Annotated in this window: 7 protein-coding genes and 1 tRNA gene; 5 read left to right on the top strand and 3 right to left on the bottom strand. The window is 40.8% G+C overall.

Annotated features, from left to right (window positions below; translation table 11 throughout):
- Positions 1 to 33: 33 nt before the first annotated feature.
- A tRNA-Lys gene (locus QZL88_RS15970) sits at positions 34 to 106 on the top strand.
- 244 nt (positions 107 to 350) lie between these two features.
- On the opposite strand, the gene QZL88_RS15965 is transcribed toward QZL88_RS15970, so the two are convergent.
- The gene (locus QZL88_RS15965; RefSeq protein ID WP_296945101.1) at positions 351 to 1,538 is read right to left on the bottom strand and encodes an anaerobic sulfatase-maturation protein; all 1,188 of its coding nucleotides are present in this window, start codon (positions 1,536 to 1,538) and stop codon (positions 351 to 353) included.
- Between the two features lie 228 nt (positions 1,539 to 1,766).
- Between QZL88_RS15965 and QZL88_RS15960 the strand changes: the two genes are divergently transcribed.
- Positions 1,767 to 2,069 (top strand): hypothetical protein, encoded by a 303-nt coding sequence (locus QZL88_RS15960; protein ID WP_296942740.1) that lies wholly within the window; start codon positions 1,767 to 1,769, stop codon positions 2,067 to 2,069.
- Between the two features lie 284 nt (positions 2,070 to 2,353).
- Here QZL88_RS15960 and QZL88_RS15955 read toward each other — a convergent pair whose 3' ends face one another.
- Positions 2,354 to 3,958 (bottom strand): RagB/SusD family nutrient uptake outer membrane protein, encoded by a 1,605-nt coding sequence (locus QZL88_RS15955; protein ID WP_296942739.1) that lies wholly within the window; start codon positions 3,956 to 3,958, stop codon positions 2,354 to 2,356.
- A gap of 12 nt (positions 3,959 to 3,970) precedes the next feature.
- Positions 3,971 to 7,042 (bottom strand): TonB-dependent receptor, encoded by a 3,072-nt coding sequence (locus tag QZL88_RS15950; RefSeq protein ID WP_296942738.1) that lies wholly within the window; start codon positions 7,040 to 7,042, stop codon positions 3,971 to 3,973.
- 474 nt (positions 7,043 to 7,516) lie between these two features.
- Here QZL88_RS15950 and QZL88_RS15945 point away from each other — a divergent pair, with 474 nt between their 5' ends.
- From QZL88_RS15945 to QZL88_RS15935, 3 genes are all read left to right on the top strand, one after another.
- Positions 7,517 to 11,692: a two-component regulator propeller domain-containing protein gene (locus tag QZL88_RS15945; RefSeq protein WP_296942736.1), complete on the top strand. Its 4,176-nt coding sequence runs from the start codon at positions 7,517 to 7,519 to the stop codon at positions 11,690 to 11,692.
- Between the two features lie 337 nt (positions 11,693 to 12,029).
- A complete protein-coding gene (locus QZL88_RS15940) occupies positions 12,030 to 14,360 on the top strand; it encodes a GH92 family glycosyl hydrolase (RefSeq protein ID WP_296942735.1) in 2,331 nt (776 codons plus the stop codon).
- 21 nt (positions 14,361 to 14,381) lie between these two features.
- Positions 14,382 to 15,836 (top strand): glycoside hydrolase family 28 protein, encoded by a 1,455-nt coding sequence (locus tag QZL88_RS15935; protein WP_296942734.1) that lies wholly within the window; start codon positions 14,382 to 14,384, stop codon positions 15,834 to 15,836.
- Positions 15,837 to 15,841: the final 5 nt, after the last annotated feature.

Raw genomic sequence — 15,841 nt, 5'->3', positions numbered from 1 at the left:
GAATAATTATTATACTTTTGCACCTACCAAAAAGACTCCGTAGCTCAGCTGGTAGAGCAATTGACTCTTAATCAATGGGTCGAGGGTTCGAGCCCCTCCGGGGTCACAATTCTGAAAAAGAGAAGAGAATTAAAAGTCACTGATTTAGTGACTTTTTCTTTGTGTTCTCAATAGAAGACTGACCAAAAGTAACGATGCTCAATAATGAGAGTACCAATGTTAAAAAAATCTCATAGCCTATTTAATTATAATTTGTATTGATTATAGTTATCTGTATCGCAAAGTAAACGAAGATAAGATCAATAGAGGGGAACTTTTAGTCAACACGGGGCTATTTTCTATTCAGACTTTTAACATCTCACAAGATTGCGATCCATTATGTTTGAAGGTGGACGTTCGTTTTCCAATTCAGTCTTCATAAATTCCATATAAGGGGCAACATGATTAAAGAATTTATAATATCCCTTACATAAATAATTTAATCCATCTTCACCTGTTTTTGTCTTAATTATTCGGTTTTTGGGACATTCTCCATAACATGCAAATAAATACTCACAAGTTTGACATTGTGTAGGGAGTGTATCAAACTTATCGGCACCAAATTTCAGTTGCTGCGGTGAATACATCATTTCGGTAAGGGTCTGCTTTCTGATATTACCTAATTTATATTTTGGATATACAAAATGGTCACAGCTATATACATCGCCATTAAACTCCATAACGCCGGCATGTCCGCAAGTTTTAGCGAGAGTGCAGACACTTGGTTTTTCTCCAACCCAGTTTGCTAATGTCGAATCGAAATATTGAATAAAGAATGTACCAACGTCTTTTTTTACCCACTCATTGAAGATAGCAATCAGAAAATCGCCCCATTTTTCACTGGGAACACTCCACGGAGCGGGTTTTCCATCAATTTGCTCGACAATCGGCGCAAATTGAATATAATAGCAATCAATTTCTTTGAAAAAATTGTAGAATTCGAGAGGATGATCTACATTGTAGTCATTCACAACTCCCATAATATTAAACTCAACACCGTGTTTTTTTAATAAGGATATTCCTTTCATCACACTGACAAAAGACGGGCGGTTATCTTTTGTCTTTCTGTATTTATCGTGGCAATGCTGTGGTCCGTCAACAGATATTCCTATTAAAAAATTATTTTCCTTAAAAAATTTACACCAATCGTCATTTAAAAGAGTTCCATTTGTTTGTAAACAATTATCAATTTGTCTGCCACGTGCATATTTTCTCTGTAATTCCAGGGCTTTCTTATAGAAAGAAAGTGGACGCATTAGTGTTTCCCCGCCATGCCATGTGAACAGAACTTGTTGCATAGTTTGAGAATTCATATACTGTTCAATGAATTCTTCCAATACCTGATCTGACATAGTGAAATTTCTATCGTCCGGATACAGATCTTTTTTTTCCAGATAATAACAGTACTTACATCTCAAATTGCATACTGCACCTATTGGTTTGAGCATGACGTATAGTGGTCGAGAAAAAGGTGACGCAAATTTATACATGGTATTTATCGTTATAGTTTGACTAATTAAAAGTCTATATCTCGAAAGGAGGTAAAATGATGAAGATAGACTTAATATAGGCTTCAAAAATAGCTATAATGAATTAATAACCTAATTATATCTATACCAAAATCAAAGGATTTTCCTAAAATGACTAAAAGTTCCTCTATGGGTTGACTTCTTGTGGCTTTATTTTGTAAGCGAGAAGTTTTTATTTTACTTTTAAATCTAAATATCATGAAAAAATCTTTATCACTTCCTTTATCTATATTCTTTGGGGCCTCTTTCGACTACCCACAAACAACTTTTGAAATGTGTGAAGGTAAGACATATTCAAATCTTGAAATATTAAATGGAGCAGAAACAGATAAAATTTTCACCAATAATTCAGCCGGAATTAAGTTTCAGATAAAAGAACGGTTGCCGAAGGTATTTACTATATACAAGAAAGACGTGAAGTATCTCAAATTTGAGGTACCGAATTCAATTGAAAAAGAGAAAGCAGATATTCCTGCTGTTTCTACTAAAAAAATCCACTAGCCGTTTCAATTCCAATATAAGGAGTATTTGTTCAGGTTTATGATACGATACAACAGGATAACAGATCAAAACACTTAAACAGAATATATCTAAATTAGATTTGGTAATTGAAATTTACGCACTTACTTTTTTACGACACAGGGAAGGACTCATAGTATCCTCTATTTTACATAGTAGATCTTTCGTACTTTGACAAAACAAGGCTGGCTTAAAAAAAGTCTTGCATTACAGATATTCAACTGTAATGCAAGATTTTCAACTAAAGATGCTAAAAGAAAGCGATCTTAATATCCTTTGTTTTGGGACCAATTGGTATTGGTGTTCAGAATATATTTTGGAACAGGGAAGATACGACGATAGAGTTCTGTTTTAGCACTCGGATTGATGATGTGTTTATAACCCCAGTCATTTTCAAACTTACCGAAACGAATCAGATCATTACGACGCCAGTTCTCATCGGCAAACTCGCGGGCACGTTCATCAAGGAGTTCATCCAATGTCGGATTTGACGTAACCTTCGGAGCATGAACATAATCACGGATCTGGTTCATCAGAGACATGGGTGAATCCCCATTAGTAGCGGTAGCTCCACGTAAAATAGCTTCAGCTTTCATCAATAAGACATCTGCAAATCGGAAGATAGGCACATCATTACTCTGATTACGGCTCTGAGAGGCTGTCGTTTTCAGGTCCATATAGAACTTGATGGAACGATAACCCTGCGAACGGCCCCCATGGGCTGTATTATCAACCGGCATAGTTTCATCCAATTTGTTCAGTGTAATATTTTTTGTCAGCGTCACTTGTTTTCCGTCAACCATCCATGGAGTAGTTGTTGCTTTGTAAGTACTCGCAGAGCGTATATATAATGGTCCGCCGATAATCTGTTCGTTCCGATCATCTCCTGCCAGATTGAATTTATCTGCAAATTCAGAGTTAACGGCAAAACAACCGCCCACACTACTAGGTAAATCTACGCCATAGAATTCCTTATTTCCATTACGATGCGTCCAAAAGCGGGCGTATGTCATGCCTTGCTGAGTTTCGCGGTCGAAAGGCATAGCATAGATGAAATCTTTGATATGTGATCCGTTTTCCGAATTAAATTTAGACATATAGCTATCTGTCAAATCAAATTTACCGGAAGCAATAATGTCATCACAGAATTTTACGACATCATTTAGCTTGCTGTTAGCCATTGTCGGAGTATAAGTAGCAACATCGCCGCAAGTATAAACGGCCCAGTTCAGATAAAGTTTTGCTAACAGGGCATCGGCCATCCAGCGTGTAGGCTTTCCATATGTCGAGATATCGACATTTGTCGATAATAAATCAATTACAGCTAACAACTCTGATTCTATAAACTGAGCTATTTCAGCACGAGGTGAGCGATCTATAGCCTCGTCTTCGGCCAAAATACGATTCAGTAATGGGACATCACCATAGCTATCCATCAATACCCATAGGTAATAGGCACGGACAGCACGGATAGGCGCGGTTACAGCAGCCTCATCACCACCCATTTCCGCAATCAGCCCATTACAGGTCGTAATACCCTGAGTGAAATTTTCCCAATAGCCGATTGTAGCATCATCCGGCGTCCAGTTGTGCAAAGCCATGTGATTATAGCGACCATTGTCATAATAGTCAGAACCATTAAAGGAGTATGACATCGTTTCGTCCGAAGACAAAGTCTGAGCGTGATTATAGTCACGTCCCAACGGACCACGCATAGCAAAATAAGCATTCGCCGCTTTAGCCTCAGCAGCAGTCTCCGAATCAGGAAATTCCGTATACTGTGATTTGATGTCTACATCGAGATCCGTACAGCTCGCTGCCAAAACCAGCAGAGCAACTGTCATAAATGATTTTATATATTTAACTTTCATATTCATAGCATTTTAGAAATTGACATTAACTCCGAACATAAAGGTACGCGTACGTGGATAAGTCTGACGATTGTCGATACCCGGTTCGATACCGCCCAGATTCACTTCCGGATCAAGGCCTTTGTAACCTGTAATAGTAAATACATTGTTACAAGTTGCATAAACACGAAGCCCTTTTATGTAATCATTCATTCGGCCAAAGTTATAGCCCAAAGTAAGTGATGAGAGACGCACGTAGCTACCATTTTCCAAATAACGATCAGACGGAGCATGAGAATTATTATCAGTTACCGGATTCTCGTCCGCGATAGAAGCCAATACATTCTTACCTGCTGTCACGTTACCGATATTGCTCAGGTAGGCGCGCGAAGCATTCAGTATCTTATTACCGAATACACCTTGGAAGAATGCAGTCATTGTCCAGTTTTTATAGGTGAATGTGTTACTCCATCCCGCATTTAGTTTCGGTTGAGCTGAACCTGCTTTAGCACGGTCGTCGTATAAAGGTTTGCTGGTAGTCACATATTCTCCGGTTTCATTATCGATATAGCGTCCGTCTTCTTGCTTTGTTACTTTGCCTTCAAAACCTCCCTGATCTTTGTAAACTTCAGTCAGACTGCTTTCACTATATACATAAAAGTTAGAAACTCCATCTTTAACTCCGGCCCATTTCCAAAGATAGAACTGGCCGATAGGAGAGCCTTCCATCACACGCTGGTTGGTTGCTGTCGCAAAACCTCCGGCATCAACATTCGCTTTGTCGAAATAGTCGACAGAATACATACTGTTGGACAATTTAACAACCTTATTTTTATTGTGAGAAAGGTTTAATGAAGTTTCCCATGTGAAGTCATTTGTTTTTACCGGCATTGCATTGATCGTTAACTCAATACCTTTATTACTTATTTCGCCAACATTGGTAGTCAACCAGTTATATTGATATTTAGTAGTTGAAACTGCATAGTCGGCAATAAGGTCTTTCGTACGCTTATCATAGTACTCGATAGTACCCCCCAAGCGATTATTGAAGAAACCAAAGTCCAGACCGATATTGAACATGCCAGTACGTTCCCATTTCAAGTCCGGATTAGCGTTACGGGTAGCACCAAGTATATGAACCTGCTCCGATTCCCCGGTTGAAGTCAGATGGTCGTACCATCCGGTCGCTCCATAAATCTGAGTAGCTGTAAATACGTCGAATCCTAATGAATTACCGCTAACACCATAGCCCACACGTAGTTTCAGGTCATCAAACAGATTAAGATCTTTGATGAAGCTTTCTTCCGAAATACGCCATGCTCCGGAAAAAGAAGGAAAAGTTGCCCATCGGTTGTTATTACCAAAAGCTGACGATCCGTCACGCCTAACTGTTGCCTGGAATAAATATTTACTAGCATAAGAGTAATTAAAACGACCATAGAACGAAATCATACGCAAGGTAGAAAGTGCCCAGCCGCCCAGACCATTCTTATCAATCTTATTTGCCATTCCCATATTGTGGTAAGTTAGATCATCGTTATAATAATCATAAGTCGTCAATTGGAATCCATCATTATCATTTGATTCTTCCCATGAATAACCACCCATTAAACCAAGTTTATGAACATCTTTGAATGTTTTGTCATAGTTCAGGTATGTTTCAAAAACTTTCTTTTTATTGGTTACAGAAGAACGTTCTGCCTTGCCATCCATACCATTAGCTATCAATGATTTGGTAGAATTATAATTGCTATAAATATTCTGCTCATTCTGATAGGCCAGACTCAAATTATAAACCAGACCATCTATGAGTTTCAGTGAAGCCTTACCATTTCCCTGAATACGTTTGCTTTCTGTATCATATATATTTTCATTGATCAGAGCTACCGGATTATAGTTTTGGGAAATACCACTATTTTCGTACCAACTGCCATTATCATTGCGAACAGGTACCAATGGAGAGTAATAATACATGGCATCTAATACACTCTTCCCCTGAGTGTCCATCGGAACAGTATGATTATTGGTTACACTCGCATTGATATTGAATGACAGAGTAAGGCGGTCTTTCAAACCCTTGGACTGAACAAATGCACGTCCTATCAGGCGATCCATATCTGTACCTCTGATCACACCCTGACGTTCCATATAGTTGATACTGGTATTATAAGAAGTCTGTTCGGTACCTCCACTAATAGAGACATTATGGTTGTGACTGAAACCTGTGCGTTGCACTTCATCCTGCCATTTGGTATCTGCCCCTAAATCGTTTACCAGCTCGATACCTCCCGATTGTGCATAACTACGAAGTTGCGCAGCATTCATCACATCATAATTCTTCATCACATTATCAACTGCGACATAAGCACTGTAAGTGATGTTTGTATGTCCGGCCTTACCTTTCTTGGTAGTCACAATAATAACACCGTTAGCCGCTTTCGAACCATAGATAGCAGTTGCCGTGGCATCACGGAGAACATCGATACTTTCAATATCGTCCGGTGAAATCAGGGATAAAGACATCCCCGGGATACCATCAATTACATAGTAAGGTTCCATAGCTGCTCCTGTACGCAATGTGGAAGCACCACGTAATGTAATGGAAGGATTAGCATTCGGGTTGCTACTTTGGGTAATTGTCAGTCCGGGTACCTTACCTTGCAGTAACTGTGCCGGATCCGAATAAACTCCGACATTGAGCTTATCGGCACCTACGGTAGTGATGGAACTGGTCACATCTTTACGTGTCATGACACCATAACCAACCACCACAACTTCATCGAGAGTCTTGGCATCATCTTCCAATGTGACATTGATTACATTCTGAGTAACCTTTACTTCTTGTTTGGTAAAGCCAATGAAGGAAAAGATAAGGGTTTGCCCTTTTTCCGCTTCTATTGTATATTTACCGTCTACGTCAGTAATATAACCAATTGTAGTGCCAGCCACCACTACATTGGCACCAGTCAGGGGTTCTCCCGTCTTATCTGTCACTGTACCGGTCACCTTGTTCTGGGCAAATGCCAAGGTACTACTTAGCAAGAGCACAACAAAGAGCATTCCTCGCGTAAATGTTCTTTTTCTTTTTATTTGCACATTCAGCATAAAATAAAGTTTTAGTTAGAAATTCAGTTCCTATTTTTCTATAGATCTTATAAGTATTGTTCCAATTGCAGAAATATGATTTACCTATATACCGGTATATTCCCAAATGTTACAACACAAATTACAGTTATTTGATCAGCTATTTAAATTGAAGAGTTAGACAAATAGTTTTCACAGAACATTACTAACAAAAAGTAATGCAAAAGGTACGCAGTATCTTTACTGTCCTTCATAATAAGTATTAGTTGAAGTGAAAAACGAAAATGTCTTTGCTTCCATAGTATTCTAGATTTTAACTACAACAAAGTTAAGCCAACAAAAAAATAAACAGGGGGAAAATGATGCAAAAGAAGAGGAAAATAGTGAAGTTAACATTCCGGATACCCGGAGAGGGTATTAAAATTAAAAAATAAAGTTGTACCTTTTCCGCACTAATCGCACCTAACGAATAGAATACTAAAGCCGGGAATTATCATGAAACGACATATATCACTAGCCTTCACTTGGTTAATACAAGTATTGGCGCTTTTCGCTCAAAACTCCGATCGTTTTTTTGATCAATACAACTTTAAGTTCATAACAGAGAGCAAAGGGCTACCTTACAGTTTCGTTAGTGATATTTTCAAGGATTCGGAAGGATATATCTGGGTTGCAACACATCATGGGATAGGGCGATATGATGGTTATGACTTTTTGAATTACGACACACAATCTACGCCTATACATCTAAAGAACAACTTTGTACACAAAATATGTGAAGACAATTATAAACGACTCTGGATTGCCACCGAAGGAGGGATTGATATTATTGACCTCAATACTTATTCTTCCATCGAACTTAATCTATCCCCCGACAGCCCATTAAAACGACTAATGAATGAATATGTCAGCACGATTTACAAAGACAAACAAGGTGACTTATGGATTTCCGGCAGCAAAGACCTGTGGTGTATAGAACTGAATGAGAAAGGAGATATCAAAACCTATTATTGCCTGAAGAATGCTTCCGCTTCGCCTGTGCATGCTATCCTTGATATAGGATGGACTATCTGCGCAGGTATAGACAATGAAGTATGCTGTGTAGAGAAACGACCAGGCAATCTCCTGAAAACGAAAATACTATCCGACAGCCTGACTTCCTTTAGTGAAGACTGGCGCATTTCATGCATGCAGGCTGACGGTGAATATCTGTGGATTGGTTCGAACCGAGGGGTATTCAAGTATAATCATACAGAACACAGCCTGAAAAGATACCGTTACTCTACACATCGATCCGGCATGTTGAGCCAGGCATATATAACAGACATTAAACTGACCGACAAGGAACACTTGATTGTATCTACACTTAACGGGCTGAATGTCTATCACAGAGATACAGATACTTTCTCGTTCATCCGCCAGACGAGCGAACAAAATGGCACTACGATCAACTGTAATGCTATTAACTGCTTGCTCACGGACGGGGAGATAATCTGGCTGGGCACAGAAACCGGAGGAATCAATGTGCTCTCTCCAAAACGTCTGCAAACCGAGTTATGGCCGGGTGCAACTTCTTCTATAAATATAGATATTCCAACACCCGTAAATGCGGTGGATGAAGATAAGGAGGGTAATCTTTGGATGGGAATGGTAGAGCGTGGGTTAATGAAGTGGAGTAAAGAAAATAAGGCGTGTACACATTATCTTTTTTCACCCAATGATATCACTTCCATCAGCAATAATACGATTAATGGAATCCTGATAGACTCTGACAACTATTTATGGGCATATACCTGGGGAGTCGGTATAAATGGACTGAACCTGAATATTCCAAACAACCGTACCTTCAAGCGCTATACGCGTGAAATCATACCCGAGTTGGAAGGCGATTTCATAAATAGTGCATGTGAAGATAAGATTAATCATGGAATCTGGTTTGGATCCACCCGTGGAGTTCATTTTTACGACAAACGGAAAAACACTTTCACCAGAGTATTATTTGACCAGTCTGATAACGAATTCGAAGCTATACATGCGCTTTTAATCGACCGGAAGAAACGTTTGTGGGTAGGAACAACTCAAGGAGTCTTTATCGTCGACCTGCCATCTTTTGCCAGATCCAATAAACGATTCGATTATAAATATCTGAAGTATAAACTGGACAATCCGGAGTCAACACAACTGGAAAAGATAAACAGTATAATGGAGGACAAAGACGGTACAATCTGGCTGGGTGGTAATGGAAGCGGATTATACCAACTGACAAGTGACAAGAATAATCATTTCATCTTCAAAAATTATACAACAAGACACGGACTACCTAACAATACCATTATCGGTATGACAGAAGACGGACAGGGAAACTTATGGCTGGCAACCAATGACGGAATTTCACGATTGAAAATCCAGGCGATGACGTTCAGTAATTATACTCAAGCCGACGGGTTACCTGCCACTCAGTTCTATCAGAATGGCATCCATTATTCGGCAATACATGATTTTATATACATGGCTACTATAGACGGCCTGGTCATTATCCATCCCGAAAGTGAAACTTTATTACCTGCCGATTCGCAAGTAAAATTCTCATCTCTGGCAATTGGGGGAAACACTATTTATCCATCCAGTGGTAATTATCTCGAGACAGATATAACTTCTGCTTCTAAAATCTTTCTACATGAAAAAGATAATCGTTTCTCCATCGGCTTTACTACACAGGATTATGGGAACAGTAGCCGTATCCGATTCGCATACCGGCTGAAAGGATATGAGGAAGAATGGAACGAAACGCAACCCGGAGAGCATCTGGCACGATATACTTCCATACCTTCCGGAAACTATACATTACAGGTGCGTGCAACAGATGAACTAGGGCGCTGGTCGGATAAGATTACAGAAATAGAAGTCGATATTACTCCTTATTTCTATAAGTCCGGCTGGTTCTATCTGCTACTTATTGGAATCACCTGTCTGTCAGTCTATTTATTGTATAAGAGAAAAATCCGGACTTATCGTGAACAGAAAATACGACTGGAAAGAAAAGTCAAACAACGTACACAAGAACTGGCAGTCCAGAACAAACAGTTGGAAGCTATGACACAACACATAAGGGAGATTACGGAAGAAAAGATATCTTTCTTTACCAATATTACCCATGAGTTCCGTACACCCGTCACGCTTATTCATGGTCCTATCGAACATGCCCTGAAAGAAACGAAAGACGAAGGTGTAAAAGCACAATTGGAGATTGCCGAACGAAACTCCCGCTACTTACTCTCTCTGGTTAATGAACTAATGGACTTCCGAAAGCTGGAAATGGATAAGGTTATATTGGATAAGCGACCAGAGGACTTTGTAGATTTCTTGTCCGAATTACTTCTGCCTTTCAGAGTCTTTGCAAAAGAAAGACATATAGATATACAAACCTACTTTCGTCTGGATAATCCTTTCCTGATTATCGATGCCGCGTATATGCGCAAAGTAATGGTAAATCTGATTTCGAATGCCATTAAATTTACACCGGACAATGGACGTATCAGCATATTTATAGCATCAGTAAAAAGACACGACGGGGAAAAAGCTCTTTATATAAATGTACGCGATACAGGACATGGTATTGTAACAGAAGACATGAAAAAGATATTTGACCGCTTTTATCAATCTAAAAAAGTGCAGAAATACCCTGTTTATGGTCAAAGCAGCACTGGTATCGGGCTTTTCCTTTGCTGGAAAATCGTAGAGCTGCATAGCGGCGAAATATGGGCGCGCAATAATCCGGATCGGGGAGCCTCGTTCCGCATACTGATGCCACTAATTCCTGCGGGAGATATAGTACTAACTGCGGAAGAAGAGCGGAAAACACCGGTAAACAATTACCGGCTGGATATATCGCAACCGATTGACGGGGGTAAGAAAGAAACGATTCTTATTGTAGAAGACAATAAGGATATGCGTTCATATATCCATATGCTACTTAAGGGTGATTATCGTCTGTTCGAGGCCGAAGATGGAGAAGAAGCCTTGCATATTGTACAGAAGCACACCATTGACCTCATTGTTTGCGATCTCATGATGCCTGTAATGGATGGCATGGAACTATCACGGCACATCAAAGAGAATCTGGCGACTTCACATATTCCTGTCCTCATGCTTACAGCAGTCCGTTCGGAACTTCAGGAAAAAAGAAGTTTTGAAATCGGTGTAGATGAATACCTCTGTAAGCCTTTCGATGAAGAGGTACTACGACTCCGTATCCGTAATATTCTCAACTTGAGGAATAAATATAAAAAGATGTTCTCAGCAAGCAGCAAGGTAGAAGAATTACATGTACAGGAAGAATCGAGGGATAAGACTTTTATTACTAACGCCGTGAACCTGATGAAAGAAAATTATGCTGATCCGGAATATAATCTGGAATGTTTTGTACGTGACATGGGATACAGCAAGACATTAGTAAACAAGAAAATGCAGGATTTGACAGGGCAACCTATCGGACAATTCATGAAGAATTACCGGTTAAATGTATCGCAAAGAATGCTACAAGAAGGTCCGGGAGATATAAATGTCTCCGAAATAGCTTATGCAGTAGGATTCAATGATCCAAAATATTTCACAAAATGCTTCAAGGAGTTTTTCGGATATTTGCCAAGTTCTAAACTTAATAAGAAATAGGTATTTTTAAAATGCCAAGCCATATTCATATATGGCTTCCGTTGGTATTAAATAAACACTTTGATAAGATATAAACTGAAGATAAATAGTAAAGTGTAAAATCTCCACTTTACTATTTTCCGCCCAATCTTTCTTATTTTCCTCTTTTCATAAAAGATAAGCCACTAATTTTGTATATCACCCTAAACAATGGATACTATGAAGATGGAGTCTAAGTTCTATTTACTCATTTTGCCTGCTTCCTGCCGGTCAAACAACAGGACTATTGCTGATTCGAAAATCTTGACAAGCATCACTTCACCCCTCATTTCCGGAATAGGATATTAATAACATATAAATGAAACAAACCATTTACACATATTGCTTCGCACTGCTGGCTATGATATCGTTACTGTCTACAATGTCGTGCTCCGGCGGCTACCGCAATACTATCGAGGATTCGCGGATAAAATACATTGATACCCGTATCGGCACTGCTGCAAGCACAACTCATACGGCAGGTAAATTCGGAAAGAATACGGAGGAATACGGACAAACACTTCCTGCGGTACTCGAACCGAATGGCATGAATTTCTGGACTCCCCAAACGCGCGATACAGAACAGAAGTGTATCGCTCCTTATTATTATGCAGACACATTGCTGCAAGGGTTCCGCAACTCTCACTGGATTGTTGGCGGCTGTACTCAGGATTATGGTTCAATGACGCTTATGCCTCTTTACGGAACTCTGCGCTGCCAGCCTGAATCACGGGCAACCCGTTTTTCGCACCAGACAGAAAAAGCAACCCCGTCTTATTATGCCACTCTCCTACCCGACGAGAATATTTATACCGAGATGACTGCCCGTTCCCGTTCGGCTATTTACCGTTTTACGTATAAGAAAGCAGGGAAGGGATATTTGATAGTCAATCCTAACAGCGACGAAGGCCAGGGATCCATCTCCATCGATACATTCAACAATCTGATTTACGGATATAATCCTGTTCACCGCATCTATCAGGGCTGGGGAGAACCTGCCGGATACAGTGGTCATTTTGTTATCCGGTTCAAGAAGAAAATAACAGGCTATGGGACATACAAGGGGGACTCCTTATTTTCGCATACCGCACAAATAGAAAATGCTAAACAAATAGGCTTATATTTAGAATTCGATGTGAAGGAAGGGGAAGAGGTCTTGATAAAGGCCGCTTCATCTTTTGTCAGCAAAGAAGGAGCTATGCATAATCTGGAAGCTGAAATTCCTCATTGGGACTTTGACCGCACAAGGACAGAGCTAAACAAGATATGGGAGAAACATCTTTCCACAATACAGGTGGAAACAGAGAACCTTATGGATAAAGAAAAGTTTTACGGCGCCTTCTACCGTGCCTCTTTCCTGCCACGTACGTTCAACGATGTGGATGGACGTTATCCGTCTTTTGCCAAAGGCCTTCCGATACGTCAATTACCCGAGGGGGAAACGTACTATGAGGATTACAGCATGTGGGACACTTACCGTGCACTACATCCTCTGATTAACATCCTTTTCCCTACCAAAGGCGGAAATATGATGCAATCGCTTGTTCATAAATACGAACAAGGTGGCTGGCTACCTATCTTTCCTTGCTGGAACAGCTATACTGCCGCCATGATAGGCGACCATTCTATTGCCGCTATCGGCGATGCTTATAGCAAAGGTATCCGCAACTTCGACATTGAAAAAGCTTACGAAGGGATGAGAAAAAATGCTTTTGAGACTCCTGCCAATCCGGATGAATATAGAAATGGCATGGGACGCCGTGCGCTGACATCTTATCTCAAATATGGTTATATCCCCCTAGAGGATGCCGTACCGGATGCATTTCATACCAATGAGCAAACTTCGCGGACTTTAGAATATGCCTATGATGACTTCGTACTCGCACAGATGGCTAAATCTTTGGGCAAAACGAAAGATTACCAGGAATTGATATCACGTGCGACTAATTACCGGAACGTCATTGATCCCCGCACAGGATACGCTCAGGGACGTCATGCCGATGGTACTTTCCTGAATGAAGATAATGCTTTCGACTTTGCCAAATTCATTACCGAAGGCGCTCCCTGTCACTATACATGGTATGCTCCTCACGACCCATACGGACTGATGGAGTGTATGGGTGGTAAAACAAACTATATAGCGAAGTTAGATTCCATGTTCAGCGAACAGCGCTATTGGCACGGAAACGAGCCATGCCATCAGATTGCCTTTATGTTTAACTATGCAGGAGAACCGTGGAAAACCCAACGTACCGTACGCCACATTATGGCAACGGAGTATATGAATACACCGGGTGGACTTTCGGGTAATGATGATGCGGGACAGATGTCGGCATGGTACATGTTTGCAGCTATGGGATTTTATCCTGTCTGCCCGGGTACGCCATATTACATGCTTGCCAGCCCTTCCTTCCCCAGTCTTACCCTGCATCTGGAAAATGGAAAGACCTTTACAGTAAAGGCTCCGAATACATCCGGAGAGAACATCTACATACAATCGGCAACACTAAACGGAAAACCTTATACGCATAATTACATTATGCATCAGGATATAATGAATGGCGGAACAATCGAATTTCTTATGGGCAACAAGCCTAACTGTGAATGGGGAACCAAACCGGAGGATTGTCCGCCTGATATGATGAAGTAAAGATATAAAGAAAGGATATACATGATAACATCTCTAAGAATTACTATACTATCCCTGCTTGCCCTTTGCAGCTCTGTGGCATGGTCTCAATCAGTTTATAACATCATAGACTATGGGGCTGTTCCCGATACTACACAACTCTCTACAAAGGCCATACAAAAAGCAGTGGATGATTGTGCTGCTCATGGAGGAGGTATGGTATTGGTTCCGCCCGGTAATTATCTCAGTGGTACAATTCAGCTAAAAAGCTTTGTCAACCTGCATATTGAAGCAGGCGCTACGCTCTATGCCAGCAGAAGAAGCGAAGACTTCAGTAATTTCACCAGAGAGATCGGCGCAGCCGATAATGCCGAGGCCGAGATGCTGATCGGCGCAGTCAATGCCCGGGATATTTCCATCACAGGACAAGGTACGTTACATTGCCAGGCAGAACGTATCGGATACCGGAGAGAGCCAAAAACTGAAGTTACAGACTCTATAACCGCGCGAGAAATTGTCAATGCCGGGCTATATGGAGTAGACTACCAGAGCAAGTTCAAGAAAGTACCGCCTTGTCCGGGAGCGATCAACTTCACGGGATGTACAAATATTCGTATCCGGGACATACAGGTTGTTGAATCTTCTTTCTGGTCGGTACACCTACAATGGTGCGACAGAGTATCTGTTGACGGCATATACATAATGTCCGATCCTCACAATGGCGTTAACGCGGATGGTCTGGATATTGACGGTTGCAGCAATGTAACGGTCAGTAATTGCCGGATAGATACGGGTGATGATGCCCTGTGCCTGAAAACAACCCGTCAGAATGGGAGAACTCAACCCTGCCAATATATCACCATCAGCAATTGCATTTTGACCTCCTCTTCAGCAGCCTTGAAAATAGGAACAGAGTCACACAGCAATTTTGAATATATCACTGCTTCCAATTGTGTAATTAACGGGGCTAACCGAGGACTAAACATCATAGTCCGCGACGGAGGCACCGTGCGCAATGTGATCTTCTCGAATATGACTATCAATACTGTACGCAAAGAAACATTCTGGTGGGGAAATGGCGATCCTGTCTGGTTCACGATACAGAAGCGCGGGAACATTCCATCAGCCGGAAGCATAGAAAACATAGTACTTAATAACATCATTGCCTCCGGACAAAGCGGTATCCGGATGGAAGGCTTCAGCAACCGTATGAGAAATATCCGCCTCCGTGACGTACAGCTATTTATGGAACCTGAAGACGCTATTGATAAAAGATCCCGTAACGGATTCCTGTTTCATGGCGTAGATGAGCTATCTCTTGTCGATTGTCTTGTATGCTGGAACAAAGATAAACCGGAGAAGCTCTGGGAAAGCGCTTACCTTTTCCGGGAAATCAACGATTTGACCCTTATCAGGGTCAAAGGTGAGAAAGCGCCGGATAGTCATTATGAAGCTTTCAGGTACGAAGGCTGCGAAAGAGTAACCATAGACAAGTAATTAAT

Source organism: uncultured Dysgonomonas sp. (genome assembly GCF_900079725.1).
Lineage (GTDB): Bacteria > Bacteroidota > Bacteroidia > Bacteroidales > Dysgonomonadaceae > Dysgonomonas.
The sequence above is the reverse complement of the archived record's forward strand: the minus strand, read 5'-3'. Positions and strand labels throughout refer to the sequence as shown.